At 68.7% G+C, this 23,402-nt stretch carries 20 protein-coding genes; 3 read left to right on the top strand and 17 right to left on the bottom strand.

The features are described 5' to 3' along the window. Nucleotides 1–2 precede the first annotated feature (2 nt). From NLI01S_RS26310 to NLI01S_RS10125, 10 genes are all read right to left on the bottom strand, one after another. Nucleotides 3–494: a hypothetical protein gene (locus tag NLI01S_RS26310; protein WP_223809188.1), complete on the bottom strand. Its 492-nt coding sequence runs from the start codon at nucleotides 492–494 to the stop codon at nucleotides 3–5. 131 nt (nucleotides 495–625) lie between these two features. Continuing rightward, nucleotides 626–1,900, bottom strand: coding sequence for an MFS transporter (locus NLI01S_RS10170; protein WP_067602840.1), 1,275 nt, complete (start codon nucleotides 1,898–1,900; stop codon nucleotides 626–628). 25 nt (nucleotides 1,901–1,925) lie between these two features. Then, nucleotides 1,926–2,177: a hypothetical protein gene (locus tag NLI01S_RS10165; protein WP_157091001.1), complete on the bottom strand. Its 252-nt coding sequence runs from the start codon at nucleotides 2,175–2,177 to the stop codon at nucleotides 1,926–1,928. A gap of 111 nt (nucleotides 2,178–2,288) precedes the next feature. Beyond that, entirely contained in the window at nucleotides 2,289–2,693 is a 405-nt protein-coding gene (gene panD / locus NLI01S_RS10160; protein ID WP_067602834.1) for an aspartate 1-decarboxylase, read from the bottom strand. Nucleotides 2,694–2,910: 217 nt separating this feature from the next. Next, nucleotides 2,911–5,757, bottom strand: a complete 2,847-nt coding sequence (locus NLI01S_RS10155) for a DEAD/DEAH box helicase (protein ID WP_067602831.1) — start codon at nucleotides 5,755–5,757, stop codon at nucleotides 2,911–2,913. Between the two features lie 12 nt (nucleotides 5,758–5,769). Then, nucleotides 5,770–6,666, bottom strand: coding sequence for a diacylglycerol/lipid kinase family protein (locus tag NLI01S_RS10150; protein WP_067602828.1), 897 nt, complete (start codon nucleotides 6,664–6,666; stop codon nucleotides 5,770–5,772). Between the two features lie 91 nt (nucleotides 6,667–6,757). Next, nucleotides 6,758–7,183, bottom strand: coding sequence for a DUF397 domain-containing protein (locus tag NLI01S_RS10145; protein ID WP_067602890.1), 426 nt, complete (start codon nucleotides 7,181–7,183; stop codon nucleotides 6,758–6,760). Between the two features lie 115 nt (nucleotides 7,184–7,298). After that, nucleotides 7,299–8,138, bottom strand: coding sequence for a twin-arginine translocase subunit TatC (tatC, locus tag NLI01S_RS10140; protein ID WP_067602825.1), 840 nt, complete (start codon nucleotides 8,136–8,138; stop codon nucleotides 7,299–7,301). A gap of 181 nt (nucleotides 8,139–8,319) precedes the next feature. Next, entirely contained in the window at nucleotides 8,320–8,655 is a 336-nt protein-coding gene (gene tatA, locus NLI01S_RS10135) for a Sec-independent protein translocase subunit TatA (RefSeq protein ID WP_067602823.1), read from the bottom strand. Nucleotides 8,656–8,967: 312 nt separating this feature from the next. Then, a complete protein-coding gene (locus NLI01S_RS10125) occupies nucleotides 8,968–11,013 on the bottom strand; it encodes a helix-turn-helix transcriptional regulator (protein ID WP_067602817.1) in 2,046 nt (681 codons plus the stop codon). 96 nt (nucleotides 11,014–11,109) lie between these two features. On the opposite strand from NLI01S_RS10125, the gene NLI01S_RS10120 reads away from it, so the two are divergent. Then, complete coding sequence (locus NLI01S_RS10120; protein WP_067602814.1) at nucleotides 11,110–12,201, top strand: DUF3866 family protein; 1,092 nt, start codon at nucleotides 11,110–11,112, stop codon at nucleotides 12,199–12,201. 19 nt (nucleotides 12,202–12,220) lie between these two features. Here NLI01S_RS10120 and NLI01S_RS10115 read toward each other — a convergent pair whose 3' ends face one another. The 6 genes from NLI01S_RS10115 to NLI01S_RS10090 form a co-directional block, all read right to left on the bottom strand. After that, nucleotides 12,221–13,258: a methionyl-tRNA formyltransferase gene (locus NLI01S_RS10115; RefSeq protein ID WP_067602811.1), complete on the bottom strand. Its 1,038-nt coding sequence runs from the start codon at nucleotides 13,256–13,258 to the stop codon at nucleotides 12,221–12,223. Between the two features lie 166 nt (nucleotides 13,259–13,424). Further along, nucleotides 13,425–14,522, bottom strand: coding sequence for an FKBP-type peptidyl-prolyl cis-trans isomerase (locus NLI01S_RS10110; RefSeq protein WP_067602808.1), 1,098 nt, complete (start codon nucleotides 14,520–14,522; stop codon nucleotides 13,425–13,427). Between the two features lie 172 nt (nucleotides 14,523–14,694). Beyond that, on the bottom strand, nucleotides 14,695–16,053 hold the full coding sequence (gene pafA, locus NLI01S_RS10105) for a Pup--protein ligase (protein WP_067602806.1): 1,359 nt from the start codon (nucleotides 16,051–16,053) through the stop codon (nucleotides 14,695–14,697). Nucleotides 16,054–16,160: 107 nt separating this feature from the next. Further along, entirely contained in the window at nucleotides 16,161–16,925 is a 765-nt protein-coding gene (prcA, locus tag NLI01S_RS10100) for a proteasome subunit alpha (protein ID WP_067602803.1), read from the bottom strand. Between the two features lie 88 nt (nucleotides 16,926–17,013). Further along, entirely contained in the window at nucleotides 17,014–17,859 is an 846-nt protein-coding gene (prcB, locus tag NLI01S_RS10095) for a proteasome subunit beta (RefSeq protein WP_067602800.1), read from the bottom strand. A 182-nt stretch (nucleotides 17,860–18,041) separates the two neighbouring features. Further along, nucleotides 18,042–18,245 (bottom strand): ubiquitin-like protein Pup, encoded by a 204-nt coding sequence (locus NLI01S_RS10090; RefSeq protein ID WP_067602799.1) that lies wholly within the window; start codon nucleotides 18,243–18,245, stop codon nucleotides 18,042–18,044. A 689-nt stretch (nucleotides 18,246–18,934) separates the two neighbouring features. On the opposite strand from NLI01S_RS10090, the gene NLI01S_RS10085 reads away from it, so the two are divergent. Together NLI01S_RS10085 and NLI01S_RS10080 are read left to right on the top strand one after the other, a co-directional pair. Continuing rightward, nucleotides 18,935–20,089, top strand: coding sequence for a S1 family peptidase (locus tag NLI01S_RS10085; protein WP_067602797.1), 1,155 nt, complete (start codon nucleotides 18,935–18,937; stop codon nucleotides 20,087–20,089). A 510-nt stretch (nucleotides 20,090–20,599) separates the two neighbouring features. Continuing rightward, entirely contained in the window at nucleotides 20,600–21,745 is a 1,146-nt protein-coding gene (locus NLI01S_RS10080; RefSeq protein WP_067602795.1) for a S1 family peptidase, read from the top strand. 70 nt (nucleotides 21,746–21,815) lie between these two features. Here NLI01S_RS10080 and dop read toward each other — a convergent pair whose 3' ends face one another. Next, a complete protein-coding gene (dop, locus tag NLI01S_RS10075; RefSeq protein WP_067602792.1) occupies nucleotides 21,816–23,342 on the bottom strand; it encodes a depupylase/deamidase Dop in 1,527 nt (508 codons plus the stop codon). Nucleotides 23,343–23,402: the final 60 nt, after the last annotated feature.

Here is a 23,402-nt window from a genome sequence, read left to right as displayed (position 1 = left end):
GCTCAAGGGAACGGGTCGGTCTCCACCGCGCCGACACCTTCCGGGGCGGGGGCCGTCGAAACGTCGGCCGCCGCGTTGAAGAGCAGCACCGACGCACATCCGCCCAGGATCAGGAGCAACAGGAGCAGCACGCCGCAGCCGATTCCCAGGATCCTGCCCCAAGGCGTCGGCCGGACCGGTGGCGGTCCGGTCCCGGGGACGTAACCGCCGGCGTCGCCGTAGTCGACCGGGGTACTGGGATAGTCACCGTAACCGGGGGCGTAACCGGCGTCTTCGGGGCCGGCCCACTCGGGGCCGCTGGGCCCCCGGGACAGCTCACCCGGGTCGCCGGGCCGTTGGGTACCGGACCCCGGTGGTCGGTGCGGTGGCTCCCCCGGTGACCCCTCACCCTGCTCCATCGGGTCTCCCGGCCGCCATTCCTCCGGCGGTCGGTGGTTCACCGGATCCCGCTCCGGCCACTCTCCCGGCCCGTCCCCGGGCTCCCGCTCACTCACTGAGAACACCCCTTCGTCCAACGAAGGTCGGCCCACCCATCGACGGTGGGCGCCCCGAATCCGCAGATTAACCGGGTACGGACGCGGGACGGGGAGGTTCGCGGGGTGTTTCCGGTAAAGGTCCGGGTACCTCACCCATGGCCGGTCGCCCACGCACGGATCGCGAGGACGAAGACGGGAAGCGTGAACAATGCGGCGAACAGGTTGAGCCCACCGAAACCGGCCACCGACAACACCACCCCGGACAAGGCGCCGGCGCCCGCACCGCCCAGGTTCATCACCAGATCGCTGAAGCCCTGTGCCCCAGGGCGGATCTGCGCCGAGAGCGACTCGGCCAGCAACGCGCTGCCGGCCACCAGTGATCCCGACCAACCCAGCCCCAACAGCACCAGGCCGATGGTCACCTGGACCTCGTCGTGTCCGGCCGTGCCCGAGACCACGGCGGATACCAGCAGTACCCCCTGCCCCACCAACATCACCGGGATCCGACCGAGCCGGTCGGAGAGCCAGCCCACTACCGGCGAGAGCGCGTACATGCCGGCGATGTGCAGGGAGATCGTGAGTCCCACGACGGTGAGCGCGGACCCGTGGTGGCTCATGTGGACGGGGGTCATCGTCATGACGCCGACCATCACGGCGTGCCCCGCCACGATCCCCACCACGGCCAACAACGCCGAGGGATCGCGACCGATCGCCCGCACTCCGTCGACCATGGTCGGGGAGGAAGACCTCACACCGTTCACGGAATGGTCGGCGGTGGCCATCCGCAACGGGTCGGGGCGCAACAACACCGCGATGAGCGCGGCACCGCCCAGGAAACCCGCCGTGGTGAGCAGCACCGGGCCCAAGAGTTCACTCAGCCCCAGCATCCGGGCCAGACCACCGGTCGGACCGATGAGGTTGGGTCCCACCACCGCGCCCACGGTGGTCGCCCACACCACGACCGACAGGTCCCGGCCACGCGTACGTTCGGTGGCCAGGTCCGCGGCGGCGTGCCGGGACTGCAAGTTGGTGGCCGTACCCGCACCGACCAACACCATCCCCGCCAGGAACAGCGGGAACACACCCCATACCGTGGCACCGATGACCACGAACCCGCCCAGGGCACCCAGCAGCCAACCCAGCGTCAGCCCCGGGCGACGTCCCCGCCGAGCGGCGGTACCCGCCAACGGCAACGCGAACACGGCCGCGCCCAGGGTGATCATGGTCGTCGCCATCCCGGACCAGGCATCCGAGCCGCTCAGGTCCAGAGCGATGAGCGCACCCACCGCGAGCATGGCACCCATACCGATGCCGCCGACGACCTGCGCCGCCATGAGGACCAGGACCGTACGCCGTTGGATCCGGGCGCGCTCCGGCGCCCCTCGAGTGGTTTCCGTGGACACGTGGCCGACTCCCCGGTTCATCCCGTTAATGGACGAATCGTAACCCTCACCGCACCGGGTGGGCGCGGCCGTAGCGCCAGCGGAGGAAATCGTGCTCGCGTTCGACGTAGCGCATCTCCGCGTACAGGCGGTCGGGCTCTTGGGCGTCGATCACCACGCCGCACTCCGGGACGACCGGCCAACACGCGAACGCCCAGAAGCGGCGAGTGTAGACGCCCCAAACGACGACCCACGCGCCCTGCTTCTGCCACTCGATGTGTTCGGCGACCCGGCGCCGATCCTCGTCCCGCTCATCCATGCCGCCACAGGGCATACCCGAGACCGGGACACACCGATCCGGCCGGAATCGGCCATGCCGAGGGGCTTGCGCGTAAACGGAACGCCCGTGTCGGGCACGGGCGTTCGGAGGTCAGCGACCGGCGACCTGGTCGCTACCAGGGACCGGCTCGGCCGGGTCGTTGCCCAGCGCGACGATCTTGTTGTCGCCGTCCACGTGCACGATGTGCTGGACGTGGTCGGCGCGCTCCCTTTCGTCGACCTGGGCGTAGCCGATGATGATGACGAGGTCGCCCGGGTTCACCAGGTGGGCGGCCGCGCCGTTGATCCCGATCACGCCGCTGCCGCGCTCGCCCACCAGGGCGTAGGTGACCAGACGGTTGCCGTTGTCGATGTCGACGATGTGCACCTGCTCACCGTCGACGATGTCGGCGGCCTCCATCAGGTCGGCGTCGATGGTGACCGAACCCACGTAGTGCAGGTCGGCCTGGGTGACCGTGGCCCGGTGGATCTTGCCGTTCATGAGGGTGCGCAGCACAGCTCAAGCCTCGTTTCAGGGTCTCTCGCGAAAACTACAGGCCCCTGGCGGGGTCCCGTGCCTCTCCCATGATGACGCCCCCTGTGCACCGCTTCGTCCACCGGGGCACCACTACGAGCACCAACATCCGGTTCGTGAACGATGTTCCGCTTCTTCAGCCGGTATGGCCGGGCTCCCCGTCGGGAGCCCGGCCATGGCGGTCGTCGCGCCCCCTCCATCAGTTGAGCGAAGAGTAGGCCACCACTCCGCGCCGAACCAGGTCGGTGGCCTTGCGCGCGTTGGAGCGCAACGCGGGGTCACCGGAGGCGGCGGAGATCTGTCCGAGCATGTCCACCAGCATCTTGGCGGTGCGCACGAAGTCGCCCGCCGTCATGTCGGACCCACGCAGGATGGCGTCGAGTCGGTCCCCACGAGCCCACCGGTGGGCGGTCCACACGAAACCCAGGTCGGGCCGGCGCAGGAACGACACCCGGTGTCGGGACTCCACCTCGTTGAGGTCGCCCCACAGCCGCAGCATCTCGTCCAGGGTCTCCTCCACCCGCCCCTCGGGCAGACGCGGGTAGGGGTCGTCGTTGCGGCGTGCCTCATAGACCAGGGAGGCGGCGCAGGCTGCCAACTCCTCCGGGTTCAGGTCGTCCCACACCCCGCGACGCAGGCACTCGGCCACCAGCAGGTCCAGGTCGGAGTAGATCTTGGCCAGCCGACCCCCGTCGTCGGAGATCTCGTCGCCGGACAGGTAATCCAGGTCCTCCAGTACCCCGCACACCCGGTCGAAGGTGCGGGAGATGACGTGCGAGCGCCCCGCCACACGCCGGCGCAGCGCCTCGGCGTCCTTCTCGGTGCGCATGTAACGTTCGGCCCACCGAGCGTGGTCCTCACGTTCCGCGCACCCATGGCAGGGATGTTCACGCAACCGCGCGCGCAACCGAACAACCTCGGCGTCCTCCTGATCACCCCGGCCACCGCCACGATCATAGGTGGGTTCGGTGCCCTGTTCCTTGAGCTTGTTGCGCAAGGTGGAGGCCAGGTCCTGGCGTGAACGCGGAGAGCGCGCGGAGAACGACTTGGGGATGCGCATGCGCCCGGAGGCCTTGACCGGAATCGGGAAGTCACTGGAGTTGATCCGCTTGACCTGTTTGTCCACGGTCAGCACCAGGGGCGCCGGAAGGTCGTGCTTCAGGCCGGGGTCCAGCACCACGGCGTGCCCGGAGTAGCGTCCCGAGGGGATGCGGATGATGTCACCGGGCCGGAGCATCTCCAGGCTCTCCAGGGCCTCCTCACGGCGGCGCGAGGACCGGTTCTTGGCCAACATGGACTCACGGTCGCTCAACGCACGACGCAGCGAGGCGTACTCCATGAAGTCACCGAGATGGCATTCGGCGGCCTTGGCGTACCCCTCCAGGGCCTCCTCGTGCTTGCGCAGCTTCTTGACCAGACCCACCACGGCACGGTCGGCCTGGAACTGGGCGAAGGAGGCCTCCAGCATGTTGCGGCTGCGTTGGCGACCCACCTGCCCGACCAGGTTCACCGCCATGTTGTAGGAGGGCTGGAAGCTCGAGTTGAGCGGGTAGGTGCGCGTGCCGGCCAGCCCCGCGATGGTCTCGGGGTCGGTCCCGGCCTGCCAGACGACCACCGCGTGCCCCTCCACGTCGATGCCACGACGCCCGGCCCGCCCGGTGAGCTGCGTGTACTCACCCGGGGTGAGCATCGCGTGCGTCTCACCGTTCCACTTGTCGAGCTTTTCGATGACCACGCTGCGCGCGGGCATGTTGATGCCCAACGCCAGGGTCTCGGTGGCGAACACCGCGCGGATCAGGCCCTGGGAGAACAGGTGCTCGACGATCTCCTTGAAGGTGGGCAGCATGCCCGCGTGGTGGGCGGCCACACCCGATTCCAGCGCGCGCAACCAACTCTCGAATCCGAGCACGGTCAGGTCGGCGCGCGGGATGTCGGCGCAGCGCGACTCGGCGTACTCGCGGATGTGGTCGGCCTCCTCGGGGGTGGTCAGGACCAGCCCCGAGGCCACACACTGCCGGACGGCGTCGTCGCAGCCCGCACGGCTGAAGACGAAGTCGATGGCCGGCAGCAGCCCCTCGGCGTCCAACTCCTCGATGATCATGGGCCTGCTGGGCGGCGCGAACCGGGTACGCGGGCGGATGTTGCCCCGAGCCCGCGACTGCGGGTGACGGCGACGGTCGGCCAGTTGGGTGGTGCGCGCGTCGTCCTCCGCGGCCCGGCTCAGGAACGGGTTGATGTGCAGCGTCTGCCCGCCCACCTTGATCTCGCGAGGCCGCTCGTGCTGGGAGCGTCGGCGTTCGCGCTTGCGCTTGGAACGCCCACCACCGCCCCGTTCGTCCTCGTCGGGGCCGGTGGACTCCACCTCGGTGTCGACGAACAGGTCGTGCAGACGCTTGCCCACCATCACGTGCTGCCACAGCGGCACGGGACGCTTCTCGTCGACGATGACGGTCGTGTCGCCGCGCACCTGCTGGAGCCACTCACCGAACTCCTCGGCGTTGCTGACCGTGGCTGACAGGGCGACCATGCGCACCGACTCGGGCAGGTGGATGATCACCTCCTCCCAGACCGCGCCGCGGAAGCGGTCGGCGAGGTAGTGCACCTCGTCCATGACCACGTACGCGAGCCCGCCCAGGGTGGACGAGGACTCGTACAGCATGTTGCGCAGCACCTCGGTGGTCATCACCACCACCGGCGCCTCACCGTTGACGCTGTTGTCCCCGGTCAGCAACCCGACCTGCTCGTTGCCGTAGCGCTTGACCAGGTCGTTGTACTTCTGGTTGGACAGGGCCTTGATGGGGGTGGTGTAGAAGCACTTGGTGCCCTCCGTGAGGGCACGGTGCACGGCGTACTCTCCGACCACGGTCTTGCCCGAACCGGTGGGAGCGGCGACCAGCACCCCATGACCGTTCTCCAGCGCCTTGCAGGCCTTGATCTGGAAGGGGTCGAACTCGAAGCCGTAGAGAGCCTGGAAGGCCTCGATGGCGGCGCTGGACGCGCCCTGCCGCCGACGGAAGGCGGCGTACCGCTCAGCGTGACTACTCATAGGCCTCTCAGCCTATGAGGTCGGGTCCAGCATCTCGACCGCTTTCGGCACCACTTCGCACTTCAGTGTCGGCGCGCCCATGCGTTCACCGTCGGCGTAGGCCACCCCGGCGTCACCGCGAATGGTGACGTTCGCCCCGCGTACGAGACGCACTTCGTCCAACTCCATGTGGCTTCCGTTGAAGACCCGGGGGAACTGTCGGACGAAACGGCCCTTGGACCCTTCGCGCATCAGGACCACGTCGAGTAGTCCATCGTCGGGTTCGGCCCCCGCGCACACCTTCAGGCCACCGCCGTAGGAGTCGGTGTTGCCGACCGCGACGAGCATCCCGGGTTCGGCGATGGTACGGCCGTCGATGTCGATCTCGAAGTCGATGGGACGGAAGGTGCGCAGTTCGGCGATGATGCCGAACAGGTAGCCGACGCGACCCACACCGAACCGGAAGTTGTTCACCCGCTCGTTGACCCGGGCGTCGAAACCACAGGCCAGGACGCTCAGGTAGTAGCGCCGTGTCCCGTCCGCCAGGGTCAGGCGGACCACGTCGCTGGGGCGGGTGCGTCCGGCCAGGATGGCCCGGGCCATCCCGCGTGCGGAGGCGCGAGCGGTACCGAAGGCGCGGGCGATGTCGTTGCCGGTGCCCGCGGGGACCACCGCCAGTGGCACATCACTGCCCACCACCCCTTGCAGGGCCTGGTGGACCAGACCGTCCCCGCCCACCGCCACCAACGCGTCGGGACGATCGGAGACGGCCAGCCGGGCCAGACGCCTGCTGTCGGCGGCCGAGCGGCCCGTGTAGACGTGCACGTGGGCGCCGGCCGCGCGCAGGGCCTCCTTGAGCCGCACCGCGAGAACGGCGGAGCGACGACGACCGGAGGCCGGGTTGACCAAAAGTGCGATCTGAGGGGACATGACCGGGTCCTTACCTACCCACGGTGCGGGGGTTCAGGGGCGTGCGGGCCGGTGAGGTTCGCGCACGCCCTCGCGCCCGGGTCTGCGGGGTTCAGGCGTTCTCGCTCGTGGACCCCTGTGCGGCTTCCTCACGCTGACGGCGATGGTACTCCTCCAACGCCTTGGGGGTGAGCAACGGGGAGGGTACCCAGGTGGCCTCGACCTGACCGTGCCCGCGTTGGATCTCGGCCTCCTCCTCGGAGAGGTACTCCTCGGGGATGTCGAATTCGCCATCGCGGGCCCCCAGCACGAAGGCCTCCCACTCGGCGGGGGTGAAGAACAGGGTGCCCTTCTGCGGCGACTTCCCGTCACGGACGGCGCGGAACCCGTCGTCGAACTCGGCGACCTCCACGATCGCCTCGGAGTCCGGGTTCGACAGGGAGGAGCGCAACCACACCGCGTCGGTGGTGTCGTGCCACTTCTCGTTCCCCATGGCCTCGGGTGGGAGTTCCCGCTTGGCCTCGGTCTGCTCGCTCATCAACACTTCCCGGCTTCCCGCGTCCGATTCGGTGTGCAGGGACGACGAGGAAGTCGTCCCGCCCCGAACCCTAGCGTGTGGCGGGTCCCTCTCACACCCACTTCGCGATGACCGCTCAGTCGCCCTTGCCCGAACCCTTGCCCGAGCCGGAGTCCTCGAGCTCTTCCAGGTCGGAGGGCTGATCGTCGAGATCGGAGATCTCGTCGTCGGCCAGCTCCGAGGTGGGATCCCGGCGCTTGCGACGACGGTCGTTGAAGAAGCAGAACAATTCGGCGATCTCGAACAGGACCACCAGCGGAACGGCCAGCGCCAGCATGGAGATGGGCTCGGCCGGGGTGACGACCGCGGCGACCAGGAACGCGCAGAAGATGATGACCCGACGCCATTTGGCGATGGCCTCGTGGGACAGCAGGCCGACGATGTTGAGCAGCACCACCAGCAGCGGCATGACGAAGCCGAGACCGAACATGCCCATCATGATGAGCATGTAGTTGAGGTACTCGCCGATGGTCAAGTAGGGGTCGGCGTCCTCGGGCAGGAACCCGAAGAGCATCTGCAGGGCCAGCGCGGTGATCATGTAGGCCAGGGCGGCACCGGCGACGAACAGCAGGCCGGCCAGCGGAGCGAAGATGTAGGCGTACTTCTTCTCGCTGCCGTGCAGGGCGGGGGCCACGAACGCCCACAGCTGGTAGAGCCACAGTGGGGCCGTGGCCAGAGCGCCGACGAACAGCCAGATCTTGAAGGCCACGAAGAAGGCGTCGAAGGGGCCGGTGACGATGAGGGAGCAACCACCGCCCTCGACCACCTGTGAGGCGGGCAGGGAACAGTACGGCTTGGTGAGGAAGTCCCAGATCTGGTCGTAGAAGACGAAGCCGAGCACCGCGCCCAGACACAGGATGAGCAGTACCTTGGCCAACCGGTTGCGCAGTTCGCGCAGGTGGTCCATGAGCGGCATCCGGGCCTCCGGGTTGACCGCTCTGCTTCGGGACCTCATCGTGGGGTCACTCTCTTCTCATCCGGGTCCGCGCACCGCGGACTCCCCTGACACAGACGCGGGGCGCGGTGCCCCTGAGGCACCGCGCCGACCGATTCGGGCCGTGGCCGCACGCGGCCCCGAACAGGTGGAACCGGCAGCTCTACTGGTTGTAGGTCTGGTTGCTGGGTTCACCGGACTCGTTGACGATGCGCTGGCCGGGAGGAAGCTGCGGGTAGCCCTGCTGCTGGTTCTGCTGCGGGGCGGCGTCGGTGCGAGAGGTCTGAGCCTGGCCCTGCTGTGCCTGCCGGCCGTCCTGACCGTCGGTCTGTTCCTGTCCCTCGTTGTTGTCCTCATCGACCAAGCCCTTGCTCTCGGCCTTGAGGATGCGAGCACTACGCCCCAGGGAGCGGGCCAGGTCCGGGAGCTTCTTGGCTCCGAACAGCAAGATGGCAAGGATCACCAGGATGGCGATGGTAGGTCCGTTGAACGGTCCCATGGTTCTACCTCTCTGTGGGGCGCGACCAAGCGCCTTCGATGGTACGCGCGTCCGAGCCTTCGGTCATCATCGCCGTGACCCCTCACGTCGGACACGCTCACGCAGGTCAGCGCTGCTCGCCTGGTACCCGCCCGCCGCCCGTGTCACCTTTTCGGACAGCACGACGGCCTCGCGTCGGACCTTCACCAGAAGGCATCCGACGATGAGTACACCGACCAGAACCAGGCCGAAAAGGACAGCGAGGGCGATCACGAATCCACCATATCCTTTTCCTGAAGACCTACACCTCGACCCCCTGTCAACAGGTGGGCGTCACTCCGAGGACGAATCGATCTCGACCAGCTCGGGGGAGGTTTGCCCCGCCTCGTAAAGATTCAAGGCTCGTTCGGCCTCCGCGCGCACTTCCCGCGCCAGACCCTCGGGAGCCACCACGCGCCCCCGTGATCCCAACGACAACACCAGTCGTGCCACCCACGCCGGCGCCGGGGTCCGCAACGTGGCGCGTACCCCGCCGTCGGCCAGTTCGGTGACCGACTCGCACGCGTAGTCCTCGGTGACCCAACGCGCCGACGGGTCCAGGTCCAACACGACCAGGGCGTCGCGTTCGGAACGCTGGAGCACGCCCTTGGACAGGTCGCGGCGGCCCACACCCTCGGGCACCTCGGCCGCGTAGGGCAGCACGGTCAGTTCCAGCACCCGGTCCAGTCGGAACAGGCGCACGTCCTCGCGCAGGTGGCAGTAGCCCTCCAGGAACGGCTTGCCGTCCTGGACCACCAGGCCCATCGGGTCCACGTCGCGTTCGGTGACCTGGTCCAGGTATCCGGACAGGTAGCGCAGGTGCAGGCGCTGGCCCGCCTCCAGGGCCTGGGAACAGCGCCGGTGGGTCTGTGCCACCTGTTCGTCCATCTCCACCCGCACCTGGACGGCATCGGCGAGGGCGCCAACGGCGCTGCCGGCCGCCCCGCGCAGCTTCTCCCCCACTCGCTTGAGCGCGCCGTCCTCCACGCCCTGTGCCTCGGGCAACTCCTCCAACAACGACAGGCCCACGACCAGGCTGGCGGCCTCGTCCGCGGTCAGACGCAGCGGCTGGGCCAGGGTGTCGGCGTTGGCGATGATGATCTCCCCTGTCTCCTTCGCCGCCTCCAGGTCCACGTCGATGAGGTCGCCGGGGGTGTAGCCGGGCAGACCGCACATCCACAGCAGGCTCAGGTCCTGGACCACCTGCTTCTCACTGAGACCGAAGTGGCGGGCCACCTCCGGCACACGCACGTCCCGACCCAGCGCGTAGGGCACCAACATCAGCAACCGACGCAGTTGGTCCGCCGAGCGCGGGCCGCGGGCCGGGGCGTCCTCTTCCTCGGCCTCCCCCACCGGTTCGGTCTCGGCCTCGGCCCGCAGGATCACGCCGGACATGTGGGCGGCCAACGCCTCGCGCGCCTGTTCGGGTTCGACGATCTCGGCCCGGGCACCCTGGGCGGCCACCCGGCCGACCAGCGTGTCGGTGTCGGTGTAGGGCAGGGTGAGGACGTCCCACACCGGCCCGGCGCCCTCCCGTTCACCGGGGACCACGCGCAGGGCACTGCGGCGCAGGGCGTGCGCGGAGTCGACGAGCACCCGCACGGTGGCGGTGTGGTCGGGGTCGGGCCGCTGCGAGGAGACCACCGAACGCAGGTCCACGCCCTCGGGCACCTCGACGTCGGGACCGGTACGCACCACCGTCACCTGCCCCTGGATGCGCCCGAGCCGGAAGACCCGGCGCGCCTCGCGCAGCCGGTCGTGACCGACCACGTACCAGTGACCGCCCTGGTTGACCACGCCCCACGGCTCGACCTCGCGACGCACGGCTTCGGTCCGACCGGGCTTGCGGTAGGAGAAGGCCACCGGCCGGCGGTCACGGATCGCCTGCCAGACGGGCCCGAAGGCGGGTTCGTCGGTGCGCATGGTCGGGGTCAGCCCGGGCGCGGCCTCCGCGTCCACCGGCACCCCGGCCGAACGGAGCTTGAACAGGGCGTTGGCGGCGGCCTCGCCCAGGGAGGCGTGCCGCCAGGCTCGGGCCGCCAGACCCAGTACCAGTGCCTCGTCCGGACGTAGTTCGATCTCGGACAGTTCATAGTCCGACCGGGAGATCCGGTAGCCCTCCTCGCCACTGAAGGCGTCACCGGTGCCCACCTGGATCGGAATGCCGCTGTCGCGCAGTTCTCGCTTGTCGCGTTCGAACATGCGCTTGAACGCCGACTCGGTCTCGGCCTCCGCGTACCCCTGGACGGTCGCCCGGATCTCCTGGGCGGTCAGGTGGCGCCGGGTGGACAACAGGCAGATGACCAGGTTGAGCTGCCGTTCGGTCTTCCTGCGCGACATCGTCGCCACTCCTTCACCCTGGGATGATGCGCCGGGCGGGGTCGCGAGGGCGCGTCCTCCCACCTTCGGTTCAGCACCGACGGTACCGTGCCCACCATGATCCGGTGGCGTCGCGGCCAAGTCCGTTTGCTCCTGCCCTCCTGGACCGGGGTCCACGTGTGCGCGGTCGATCTGGTCACCGACCCCGACACCGCTTCCCCGTCCACCTGCCGGGCCCTGGCCTACACCGATCTGGTCGGCGAGCCACACGTGGGCGATGAGGTGCTGCTCAACACCGGCGCTCTGGACCTTGGGCCGGGCACCGGCGGGTACGCGCTGGTGGTGGCCGTCCCCGACCGCCTGCCCGCCGATCGGGAGGGCCCCGGCCACCTCATCAAGGCCCGCCACACCCCGCTCCAGGCCACCGTCCAGGGCGCCGACGAACAAGGATCACCCCATCACGAGACACTGCGTACCGCTCGGGGGATCGACGGGATGCCGGTGGTGATCACCGATCCGCACTCGTCGTTGCCGGCCGTAGTGGCGGGGGTGCTCGCCGAACGTCCCCGCGCCCGGATCGTCAACGTGATGCTGGACGGTGGCGCGCTACCGGCGATGTTCTCCCAGAACCTGGGGACACTGCGTGAGGACGGCCTCCTGGCGGGCTGTGTGACCATCGGCCAGGCGTTCGGTGGCGACCTGGAGACGGCCACCGTGCACTCGGGCCTGCTGGCGGCCAGGCACGTCCTGGGGGCGGACGTGGCCGTGGTCTGCCAGGGCCCGGGTGACCTGGACACCGGAACCCCCTGGGGCTTTTCGGGCGTGGCCTGCGGCGAGGCCGTCAACGCCGTGGCGAACCTGGACGGCCTGCCCGTGGCCGCCCTGCGGGTCGGTGAGGCCGACCCGCGTCCCCGTCACCGAGGGGTCTCCCACCACAGCCTGACGGCCTACGGCAAGGTCGCCCTGGCCCCCGCCGACGTGGTCGTACCCGTCCTTCCCGGCGAGTTCGGGGAGAGGGTACGCGACCAGGCCTGGCCCCTCGGCGATCGGCACACACTGGTGGAGGTCCCCACGACCGGCCTGGAGGGCGAACTGCTCTCCTTGCCGCTGAAGCCGTCGGCGATGGGACGCGACCTGGGACAGGACCGGGCCGCCTTCCTCAGCGCGGCGGCGGCCGGGCGGTACGCCGCCACCCTCCTGGTCCCCTGAACGGCCGCGCACCCACCCTTCACCGGTCGACGGTCCCGTGCAGCCACGCGGCGGGTCGCCGGTGTTCGGCGTCGCCGTTGCCGGGCACGGGAGTGCGTCGAGTGGCCGCGAGCATGTGCTCGGACGGAGCGTCGAAGTACCTCCCGGGCCGGAACATGGCCAGGGAGGCCGGGTCGGCCTCGACCCCCTCGTCCACGCTCACCGACTCGGGCACGAACACGACACCGTCCCCACACGTCACCCCCCACTTCCTGCCGGGACCGGCGGAGACGATCTGCCCGGGATCGCCACCCACCACCTCGGTGGACAACTCCCCCGAATGGAAGGTGATGAGCGCACCGCCGAACATCGCGAACGCCCCCGGGTAGGGGGCCGCAAGCGCCCGCACCATCCGGTCCACGTCACGCCCGGCGGCGGCCAGGTCCAGGTGTCCGTCGCTGGGACGACGTCGTGGCCACACCGACACGTGCCCGGTCTGGGGACTGCGGGGAGCGCGCCCCTCCAACAGGGCGTCCAGGTTGCGCACGATCAGTTCGGCCTGCAAACGCCCCACTCGCTCGTACAGGCCGGTGGCGGTGGCGTCGGCGGCCACCTCGAAACGGATCCGATCCACGATGTCACCGGCCTCGACCTCACGGGCCAGGTGGAACAGGGTCACCGCGCTGGCCCGCATGTCGCGCAGGATCGTCCAGGGAATGGGCGCACGTCCGCGCCCCACCGGCAACGGGGAGGGGTGCATGCCCACGGCGCCCAGCGGAAGCGAGGTCAGGACCTCCTCTTGGATCAGCTGTGACCACCCGGCCACCACCATCAGGTCGATGCGGTGCAGGGCCAGGGCGTCGCGCGCCTCCTCACCGTTGATGTCGGCCACGCGCAGGTGTGGCAGGTCCAGACGCCGGGTCACGGACTCGTAGTCGACGTAACCGCAGCGGTGCGCCAACTCGGCGGGGTAGGACACCACCAGATCCGGTGGGCGTCCCTGGGCGCAGAGTTCCTCCAAGGCCGGCACTCCCAGGCGCAGACCGGACACATAGCAGAACCGCCGTCCCTCCGGCATGGCTCCCCCTCGCCAGAAAACACTCAGAGTGACGACTCTACGCAGCGATCGCGCCGCTCCCCCGCAGATGTGCCCGCCCCGCGTGTCAGGATCCCGGACACGACGACGCCCCCGTCGGACGACGGGGGCGTCGCGGCGGAAACGAACCGCGGGTACGTCGGAGCGGTTACTCCTCCTCGGAGGCCTCCTCGTCCTCGGCCTCGGGGTCGGCCGCCTCACCCTCGGCGCCCTCCTCCGGCTCGGGCTGCGGTGGGTTGTCGTAGGCACCCAGGACGTCGATCACGAAGACCAGGGTGCCGACGGGGCCTCCCATCGCCTCTTCCTCGGTCTCGCCGTAGGCCATCGAACCGGGGACGACCAGCATCAGGCGGTCACCGACGTCGGCTCCCACGATGCCCTCGTCCCAGCCCTCGATCACCGCGCCGTCGCCGATGGTGGTGTCGAAGGGCGCGCCACCACGGTCCCAGGTGGAGTCGAAGACCTGGTGGGTGCCATCCTCCTCGGGCTCCCAGCGCACGCCCGTGTACTGGGCGATGACCTGCTGCCCCTCCTCGACCTCGGGGCCCTCACCCTCGATGAGCGGGACGACCTCCAGGTCCTCGGGGGCGTCACCCTCGGGGATCTCGACCTCGGGGCGGCTGTGGCCGTCCTGGGTGACCGTGGGCAGACCGTCGCCACCATCGGTGGCCGGCTCACCCGGCACCACGGCACCTTGGGCGTAGCGGTCCATCACGTCGATGACGAGCACGCTGGCACCCTCGGGAACCTCTTGGCCCATGCCCTGGGCCTGCTCGATCTCCTCCGGGGTCAACGGCGGGAACACGTACACCGCACGACTGCCGAGCGGCTGGCTCACCAGGGTCTCGGTGATGTACTCGGGCATCTCGTTCATGCGTACGAGGTCGGGGGCACCGGACTCGTAGCTGGACTGGCCCTCCATCGGCTCGCCCTCACCCGGAGCCGTCCACTGGTACTGGGCCACGTTGGCGACCACCAGGTCGTCCGCGCCCACCAGGACGTCCTCCCCCGAACCCTTGCTGACGATCCCGGAGATCTCCTCCTCCGGAGGCTCCTCGTCGGGGAAGGTGATCTGCGGTTCCTCACCGACTTCGCCGGTGACGTCGGGCAGCCGCGGGTCCAGTTCCTCCGCGTTCATGCGCAGGAAGGCAGGAGTCTTCCAATCCTCTGGGATCGATCCGCAGCTTGAGACCACCAAGGCGATGGCGGTCAGTGGCACCGCGAGGGCGGCGGCACGTCGGTGCATGGGTCACAACCTCTGATTTCCGGCTCAGGACAGGCTCACACTACCGAAAAGCACAAGTCCGGCCACCCCTGGGAAGGCACCGAAGGTCACGGGCCCCGCCGGGTGGCTCGGCTCACAGCCATACTGCGCACCGCCCGAGGGGGCCCGGATCGACCGTTCGAAGTCCGTCCGCTCACATGCCGGCGATCAACTTCTCCACCCGCTCGTCCACCGACTTGAACGGGTCCTTGCACAGCACGGTCCGCTGCGCCTGATCGTTGAGTTTGAGGTGCACCCAGTCCACGGTGAAGTCACGGCGTTGTTCCTGGGCTCTGCGGATGAACTCGCCCCTCAACCTGGCCCGGGTGGTCTGTGGCGGCACCGACTTGGCCTCGAAGATCTTCAGGTCGTTCACCACCCGATCCATCTGGCCGCGGTTCTGCATCAGGTAGAACAGGCCGCGGTCGCGGTGGATGTCGTGGTAGGTGAGGTCCAGTTGCGCCACGCGGGGCGAGGACAGCGACAGGTCGTGCTTGTCCCGATAACGCTCCAACAGCAGGTACTTGGCGACCCAGTCGATCTCCCGCGAGACCGTTTCCAGGTTCTGTGTCTCCACCGCCTCCAGGGTGCGCTGCCACAGGTCCAGGGCCCGCTTGCCCACGGCGTCGGTGCCGTGCCGGTCCACGTAGCTCTGTACCTTCTCCAGGTACTCGCGCTGGATCTCCAGGGCACTGGCCTCACGCCCGTTGGCCAAACGCACCTTGCGCCGCCCCGTCATGTCGTGGCTGACCTCGCGGATCGCCCGGATGGGGTTCTCCAGGGTGTAGTCGCGCATGACCACACCGGCCTCGATCATCTGCAGCACCAGGTGGGTGGCGCCCAGCTTGAGCAGGGTGGTGGTCTCGCTCATGTTGGAGTCGCCCACGATGACGTGCAGGCGCCGGAAACGTTCGGCGTCGGCGTGGGGCTCATCGCGGGTGTTGATGATGGGCCGCGAGCGGGTGGTGGCCGAGGAGACACCCTCCCAGATGTGCTCGGCGCGCTGGCTCACGCAGTAAAGGGCGCCCCGAGGCGTCTGTAGGACCTTGCCGGCGCCGCAGATGATCTGCCGCGTGACCAGGAAGGGGATGAGCACGTCGGCCAGGCGCCCGAACTCCCCGTGCCGACCCACGAGGTAGTTCTCGTGACAGCCGTAGGAGTTGCCCGCCGAGTCGGTGTTGTTCTTGAACAGGTAGATGTCGCCGGCGATGCCCTCTTCGTGCAGGCGCTGCTCGGCGTCGATCTGCAGCCCCTCCAGGATCCGTTCGCCGGCCTTGTCGTGGGCCACCAGGTCCAGGAGGCTGTCGCACTCGGGGGTGGCGTATTCGGGGTGGCTCCCCACGTCCAGGTACAGACGGGCCCCGTTGCGCAGGAACACGTTGCTGCTGCGCCCCCAGGAGACCACCCGTCGGAAGAGGTAGCGGGCGACCTCGTCCGGTGACAGGCGGCGCTGCCCCCGGAAGGTGCACGTGACCCCGTACTCGTTCTCCAGCCCGAAGATCCGTCGTTCCACGCGGCCTCACCAACTTCCGTCACCGGGGTGCCGACGACGGGGCCGCGTCGTCCACACCCGCCCGGCCGGTGCGGCGCCCCGGTGGCGCCGCACCGTCGTCACTAGTCTCAGTCCTGGTCGGCCTCGTTCCCACCGGTGTTCGTGTCGTCGGAGGCGTCCGTGGTCGTGGTGGCGCCTCGCTTGCCCTCCTCGATGAGGGCGGTCAGACGATCACCGTGGATGCGACGGAACTTGCGGTGCTGTCGGGAGCGGTCCAGCACGGCGACCTCCAGGTTGGTGGCCTCCAGCTCACGCTCCTCCCCGTTCTCGTGCGCCAGTGCGTGGGTGGCGGCGTTGAGCGCCGCGCTGAGCGGAGCCCTCGCGTCGAAGCGGTCCTTGATCTGGTTGGACACGTGCTCGGAGGAGCCGCCCACCGCGACGAAGCCCTGTTCGTCGACGATCGACCCGTCGAAGGTGATGCGGTAGATCTCGTCGTCGTCCGCGGTGTCGCCGACCTCCGCGACGACGATCTCGACCTCCCACGGCTTGAGGCTCTCACTGAAGACGGTACCCAGGGTCTGGGCGTAGATGTTGGCGAGCTGGCGTCCGCTGACGTCACGACGATCGAACTGGTACCCGCGAACGTCGGCGAAACGGACGCCCATCAGGCGTAGGTTCTCGAACTCGGGGTAGCGCCCGACCGCGGCGAAGCCGATGCGGTCGTAGAGCTCACTGATCTTGTGCAGGGTGCGGGACATGTTGTCCGCCACCAAGAGGATGCCGCCTTCGTACTGCAGGACGACGGCACTGCGGCCGCGCGCGATCCCTTTGCGCGCGTAGTCCGCCTTGTCCTTCATCTGCTGTTCGGGGGCGACGTAGAAGGGCATCGACACCGCGGATCGTTTCCTTACCTGGTCGGGAGAGGTCTGGTGGTGAGGGGGCGCCCGGCCCGGATCGGCCGGGCCGGTCATGGCCCGCCGGTCAGTCGAGCCGGGCCGTGGGTCCGTCGGGGTGGACGGAACGCCCCTGGACCACTTCCGTGGCCAAGCGGGCGACCTCTTCGACGGAGATACGGCGGTGGCCGTCCTCGGTGATGACGTCGACCAGGGGGAAGATCCCCCGATGCAGATCGGGCCCGCCGGTGGCGGAGTCCTCGTCCGCGGCGTCGTAGAGCGATTCCAGGGCGACCTTGATCGCGGTCGTCTCGTCCAGGTCGTCGCGATAGAGCTTCTTGATGGAGCCCTTGGCGAAGACCGAACCGGAGCCGATGGAGTGGTAGCGCTGCTCCTCGTAGCGTCCACCGACCGCGTCGTAGCTGAAGACCCGGCCTTCCTCGGTGACCTCGTCGAATCCCACCAGCAGAGGGATCACGACGAACCCCTGCATGGCCATGCCCAGATTGCCCCGGACCATCTGGGCGAGCTTGTTGGCCTTACCCTCGAGGGAGAGGGATCGGCCCTCCAGCTTCTCGTAGTGTTCCAGCTCCACCTGGTACAGGCGGGCCAGTTCGATACCGATCCCGGCCGAGCCCGCGATGGCCACCGCGGAGAACTCGTCGGTCCGGTAGAGCTTGTCCATGTCCCGGTTGGCGATGACGTTGCCCTGTGTCGCCCTGCGGTCACCGGCCAGCAGGACACCCCCGGGAAAGGTCATGGCGACGATGGTCGTCGCGTCCGGGGTGAGGTGTTCGGTGCCCCCTCCGGCGGCGTCCAGATGCCTTCCGGGCAGCAACTCGGGGTTGACCGCCCGGAGGAACTCGGTGAAGGACGAAGTACCCGCACTCATGAAAGCGGCCGGCATCCGTCCGCCCTCGAACCCTTCGAACACGCGACTCCCTCCACTGGCGCCCCACCCCGTCTCGGGGGCGGATGGGGCGCCTGCTCATCCGTTTGTTGTCGGTCTGCACGTCGGCCGGGCTTTCCCACCCCGGCCGACGTGTCGACCCTAACCTTGTGTGTCCGGGGGCCACGGGCTCCCGTGTGCGCTGTCAGCGAACCGTCCGATGACGGTCACTGACCGCCCTTCTGCACGAACTGCCGCACGAAGTCCTCGGCGTTGTTCTCCAGAACGTCGTCGATCTCGTCGAGGATGTCGTCGACGTCCTCATCCAGTTGTTCGTCGCGTTCCTTGGTCTCCGCGGCGCCCTCGGTCTCCTCGACCTCTTCGTCGCGGCGGGTGCCGTGCTTCTGGCCGCCGGTGTCCTTCGTCGCCATTGCAACCTCCCGTTCGGAGCTCTCGCCCTTATCTTGGCCCAACGACCCCCGGCTCAACCCCGTTCCCGGGGCCCGATACCCGCTAGTTACCTCTGAGCTCGGCGTCATCACCGCGCGTGCGCGCGTGAGGGGAACGGGTGCGGTCGGGTGCCCACGAATTCGACGCCGTCACGGGGTCGGGCGTGTCCCCGGGGTCGGCCCCCGCACGCCCATGAAGATCGTTTTCGCGACATGCGCACATGTATTCGCTTAGCGAACATGATCTTCGCCCAGGACGGCGGCCTGACCACGCGGGTTACGTCTACGTGTCCGACCCATCGCTACTGGTGCGCGGTTTCAGTGTCCGGATCCGGCCATCATGCATCCCTTGACCTACCGGCGAGTTTCTGATTCACATACGACTCCTTCGGAAAAGTCAAGGTCAGGAGGGTCGACCTCCGGCGACCAGGACCGCAAAATATCCGGTCATCGGATGATCCCTTTGTCCCCTCGCTGAAATATCGGCTTTTCGGGGTTCCAGTTGTCCAAGATGTGCACTTATGGTGGGGAACCGTTTACCGAGTGTCTCGGTGAACGGAAGGGACCCCGCCCTCATCGGGGGTCCCGCCTCGGAGCGCACCGTCCACCCCCGAGCGGACGAGGCGTCTTCCGAGACCCCGCCCCATTCCCCCATAGGAGAGTAGGGATCAATGCGACCCTCCCCCGTTATCTCCGCGATCGGCACGGGAGCGCTGGCCTTCGGGCTGTCGCTCTCCGTGGCCCCGGGTGCCGGAGCCGCGACCGTGCCGACCGAGCCCGTCACACAGGACGACTCGGTGTCCACCATGGAAGAAGCGCTCGAGCGCGACTTCGGCCTCACCCCGTTCGAGGCCGAGGAACTGCTCGACGCCCAGGCGGCCGCCTTCGGTCTGGACGAGGCCGCGGCCGACGCCGCGGGTGACGCCTACGCGGGCTCGGTGTTCGACACCGACACCCTGGAGCTGACCGTCCTGGTGACGGACACCTCCGCCGTGTCGGACGTGGAGGCCACCGGAGCCGAGGCCGAAGTGGTCTCGTACGGCACCGAGGGCCTGGCCGAGATCATGGACGAGCTCGACGCAGCCGGCACCCAGCCCGGCGTCGTCGGCTGGTACCCCGACGTCACTTCCGACACGGTCGTGATCGAGGCCCTCGAAGGCGACGACGCACAGAGCCTCATCGAGGCCGCGGGCGTGGACGCCTCCGCCGTGGAGGTGCGCAGCACCTCCGAACAGCCGCGACTGTTCGCCGACATCGTCGGTGGCGACGCGTACTACATGGGCGGCGGCCGCTGCTCCATCGGGTTCGCCGCCACCGACGCCTCCGGCGGCGACGGCTTCGTGACCGCCGGTCACTGCGGCACCGTCGGCACCTCCGCCGAGAGCGAGGACGGTTCCGGCTCGGGCACCTTCGCCGAGTCGGTCTTCCCCGGCAACGACGGAGCGTACGTGTCGGCGAGCTCCAACTGGACCGTCACCGACCTGGTCAACATGTACAGCGCGGGTGACACCCAGACGGTGGCCGGGTCCACTCAGGCCCCGGTCGGCTCGGCCGTGTGCCGTTCGGGTTCGACCACCGGTTGGCACTGCGGGACCATCGAGGCCCGCGGCCAGACGGTGAGCTACCCCGAGGGCACCGTCAACGACCTGACCCGCACCGATGTCTGCGCCGAGCCGGGTGACTCCGGTGGCTCGTTCATCAGTGACGACCAGGCTCAGGGCATGACCTCGGGCGGCTCGGGCAACTGCACCAGTGGTGGTACGACGTACTACCAGGAGGTCGGCCCGGTGCTCAGCTCGTGGAACCTCTCGCTGGTGACCGGATAGCCCCATCCGTCCGGCATCGCACCGACGCCCCCGTCCGCTTTCGAGCGGGCGGGGGCGTCTTTCGTTTCCAGGTGTCCGTATCCGGCCACCACGGACACTCGGCCGGCTCTCATCGAGAGCACGATCATCCGCTCCCCACCCGGCTTGGTCGTTCCCGTGACCAGAGGGGTTACGGGCATGTGTCCGATCGGCCACGACCGGTACCCGATACCGGCGTCCGCATGTGGCCATTGTGCCCCCCTTGTGGAATCACGACCATTTCGGTCTGTGACCTGCCGCCTGCGGTGATCCTGACGTGGCCTCGTGGACCGCGACTGACAGCGACCGGAAGCGACCCATCACCCCATCATCGGATTTCGCCTTGAATGCTTTTTCCGCCTGACGCTCTTTCGCTCGCCAAAACGTGCACTTATGGTTGGGCATTGTTTACCGGGTGTCTTGGTGAACAATGGCGACCGAAGCGACTCGGTCGCCGATCCCCCCGTAAATCCCCCAAGGAGAGTAGGGACCATGCGACCCTCCCCCGTTGTCTCCGCCATAGGAACCGGAGCCCTGGCCTTCGGCCTGGCCCTGGGCACCACCCCCGCCGCCGCGGCTCCCACCGCACCCGTCCCCCAGGCCCCCGACGCCGAGGCCACCACCATGGCCGAAGCCCTCCAGCGCGACCTTGGCCTGTCCCCGTCCCAGGCCGACGAACTGCTCGACGCCCAGGCCGAATCGTTCGAGATCGACGCCGCCGCCACCGAGGCCGCCGCCGAGGCCTACGGCGGCTCCATCTTCGACACCGAAGCCCTCGAACTGACCGTCCTGGTCACCGACGCCTCCGCCGTGGACGCGGTCGAGGCCGCCGGTGCCCGGGCCGAGGTCGTCACCCACGGCATCGAGGGTCTGGAGGAGATCGTCGACGAACTCAACGCCTCCCAGGCCGACTCGGGCGTCGTGGGTTGGTACCCCGACATCGCCGGCGACACGGTCGTCCTGGAGGTCTTGGAAGGTTCCGAGGCCGACGTGGACGCCCTCCTGGCCGACTCCGGTGTCGACTCCGCCGACGTCACGGTGGAGACCACCACCGAACAGCCCGAGCTGTACGCCGACATCGTCGGTGGTCTGGCCTACACCATGGGCGGACGTTGCTCGGTCGGTTTCCCCGCCACCAACTCCTCCGGCCAGCCCGGCTTCGTCACCGCCGGCCACTGCGGAAGCGTCGGCACCGCCGTCAGCATCGGCAACGGTCGGGGGGTCTTCGAGCGCTCCATCTTCCCCGGCAACGACGCCGCCTTCGTCCGCGGCACGTCCAACTTCACCCTGACCAACCTGGTCAGCCGCTACAACAGTGGTGGACACGCGACCGTGAGCGGCTCCAGCGCGGCGGCGATCGGCTCCCAGGTCTGCCGCTCCGGCTCCACCACCGGCTGGCACTGCGGCACCATCCAGGCCCGCAACCAGACGGTGAACTACCCGCAGGGCACCGTTCAGGCCCTGACCCGCACCAACGTGTGCGCCGAACCCGGTGACTCCGGTGGTTCCTTCATCTCCGGAAGCCAGGCGCAGGGCGTCACCTCCGGTGGTTCGGGCAACTGCTCCTTCGGTGGCACCACCTACTACCAGGAGGTCAACCCCATGCTCAACAGCTGGGGCGTGACCCTGCGGACCTGATCCACCTCCCCCACCGCACCAGACGTCCCCGTCCGCTTCCCGCGGGCGGGGACGTCCGCTTTCTTCGGGTTCAGTCCCCGCGTGCGCCCCCGCCCAGGACCGCGACCAGGTCCTCGGCGGTGTCCGCGGCATCCAGAAGGGCGCCCACGTGCTCCTTGGTGCCCCGCCTCGGGTCCAGGGTCGGCACCCGCTGCAACGAGTCGTGGCCGGGCAGGTCGAAGATGACCGAGTCCCAGGAGGCCGCCGCCACCGAGTCGGCGTACTTGGCCAGACAACGACCACGGAAGTAGGCTCGGGTGTCCTCCGGAGGTTCGGTGATCGCCCGGGTCACCTCCGGCTCCTCCAGCAACCGATGGACCCGCCCACGGGCTGCCAGCCGGTTGTACAGGCCCCGGTCCTGGCGCACGTCCGAGTACTGCAGATCGACCATCTGCAACCGCGGGCTCGACCACTCCAGGGCATCACGCGAGCGGTAACTCTCCAGCAGCTTGAGCTTGGCCACCCAGTCCAACCGATCGGCCAGGTCCATCGGATCCCGCCCGAGCCCGGTCAGCACCGTCTCCCACTGGTCCAGCACATCGGCGGTGTCGGGGTCCACGTCCGTGCCGTATCGGTCCTCCACGTACTTGCGCGCCTGGTCCAGGTACTCGCCCTGCAACTCCAGGGCGGTCATCCGCCGCCCGTCGCGCAACCGCACCCGGTGCGTCAGCCCCGGGTCGTGGGAGATCTCCCGTAGGTCCGCCACCGACGTCTCCAACGACAGGTCCTCCTGCAAGAACCCGTCCTCGATCATCGCCAGCACCAGTGCGGTGGCCCCCATCTTCAGGTAGGTGGAGAGCTCGCTCATGTTGGCGTCACCGATGATCACGTGCAGACGCCGGTACCGGTCCGGGTCCGCGTGCGGTTCGTCCCGTGTGTTGATGATGGGACGCTTCAGGGTCGTCTCCAGACCCACCTCGACCTCGAAGAAGTCGGCGCGCTGGGAGAGCTGGAACCCGCTGCCCTGTCCATCGGAACCGATGCCGACCTTACCGGCCCCGCACATCACCTGCCTGGACACGAAGAAGGGGATGAGGTTGCGGACGATGTCGCCGAAGGGCGTCGACCGGTTCATCAGATAGTTCTCGTGACACCCGTAGGAGGCGCCCTTGTTGTCGGTGTTGTTCTTGTACAGCTGGATCGGTTCGATGCCGGGCGTGGAACCGGCCCGCGCCGCGGCATCGGCCATGACCCGCTCCCCGGCCTTGTCCCACAACACCGCGTCACGCGGGTTGGTGACCTCGGGGGCCGAATACTCCGGGTGGGCGTGGTCCACGTACAGGCGCGCGCCGTTGGTGAGGATGACGTTGGCCAACCCCAGGTCCTCGTCGGTCAACTGGGTGGGGTCGGCCACCTCTCGCGCCAGGTCGAAGCCGCGCGCGTCCCGTAGCGGATTCTCCTCCTCGAAGTCCCAACGTGCTCGCCGGGCCCGCGCCGCCGAGGCGGCAAGGTAGGCGTTGACCACCTGGGTGGAGGTGACCATCGCGTTGGCCCCGGGGTTTCCCGGCACGGAGATCCCGTATTCGGTCTCGATACCCATAATCCGCCGCACACTCATGCTGAGAGGTTATCCGCCCGAGCAGCGTCTTGAACGCTTCCGCGCCAATTGTGGCCTAAG

Origin of the sequence: Nocardiopsis listeri NBRC 13360, assembly GCF_001570765.1 — a bacterium.
Taxonomy (GTDB): Bacteria; Actinomycetota; Actinomycetes; order Streptosporangiales; family Streptosporangiaceae; genus Nocardiopsis; species Nocardiopsis listeri.
The sequence above is the reverse complement of the archived record's forward strand: the minus strand, read 5'-3'. Positions and strand labels throughout refer to the sequence as shown.

What these genes read in the sequence shown, in the direction of transcription:
- NLI01S_RS10170 (WP_067602840.1), bottom strand. Translation starts at nt 1,900, where the DNA reads ATGAACCGGGGAGTCGGCCACGTGTCCACGGAAACCACTCGAGGGGCG.
- NLI01S_RS10165 (WP_157091001.1), bottom strand. Translation starts at nt 2,177, where the DNA reads ATGGATGAGCGGGACGAGGATCGGCGCCGGGTCGCCGAACACATCGAG.
- NLI01S_RS10155 (WP_067602831.1), bottom strand. Translation starts at nt 5,757, where the DNA reads ATGAGTAGTCACGCTGAGCGGTACGCCGCCTTCCGTCGGCGGCAGGGC.
- NLI01S_RS10150 (WP_067602828.1), bottom strand. Translation starts at nt 6,666, where the DNA reads ATGTCCCCTCAGATCGCACTTTTGGTCAACCCGGCCTCCGGTCGTCGT.
- NLI01S_RS10145 (WP_067602890.1), bottom strand. Translation starts at nt 7,183, where the DNA reads ATGAGCGAGCAGACCGAGGCCAAGCGGGAACTCCCACCCGAGGCCATG.
- tatC (WP_067602825.1), bottom strand. Translation starts at nt 8,138, where the DNA reads ATGCCGCTCATGGACCACCTGCGCGAACTGCGCAACCGGTTGGCCAAG.
- tatA (WP_067602823.1), bottom strand. Translation starts at nt 8,655, where the DNA reads ATGGGACCGTTCAACGGACCTACCATCGCCATCCTGGTGATCCTTGCC.
- NLI01S_RS10125 (WP_067602817.1), bottom strand. Translation starts at nt 11,013, where the DNA reads ATGTCGCGCAGGAAGACCGAACGGCAGCTCAACCTGGTCATCTGCCTG.
- NLI01S_RS10120 (WP_067602814.1), top strand. Translation starts at nt 11,110, where the DNA reads ATGATCCGGTGGCGTCGCGGCCAAGTCCGTTTGCTCCTGCCCTCCTGG.
- NLI01S_RS10115 (WP_067602811.1), bottom strand. Translation starts at nt 13,258, where the DNA reads ATGCCGGAGGGACGGCGGTTCTGCTATGTGTCCGGTCTGCGCCTGGGA.
- NLI01S_RS10110 (WP_067602808.1), bottom strand. Translation starts at nt 14,522, where the DNA reads ATGCACCGACGTGCCGCCGCCCTCGCGGTGCCACTGACCGCCATCGCC.
- NLI01S_RS10090 (WP_067602799.1), bottom strand. Translation starts at nt 18,245, where the DNA reads ATGGCGACGAAGGACACCGGCGGCCAGAAGCACGGCACCCGCCGCGAC.
- NLI01S_RS10085 (WP_067602797.1), top strand. Translation starts at nt 18,935, where the DNA reads ATGCGACCCTCCCCCGTTATCTCCGCGATCGGCACGGGAGCGCTGGCC.
- NLI01S_RS10080 (WP_067602795.1), top strand. Translation starts at nt 20,600, where the DNA reads ATGCGACCCTCCCCCGTTGTCTCCGCCATAGGAACCGGAGCCCTGGCC.
- dop (WP_067602792.1), bottom strand. Translation starts at nt 23,342, where the DNA reads ATGAGTGTGCGGCGGATTATGGGTATCGAGACCGAATACGGGATCTCC.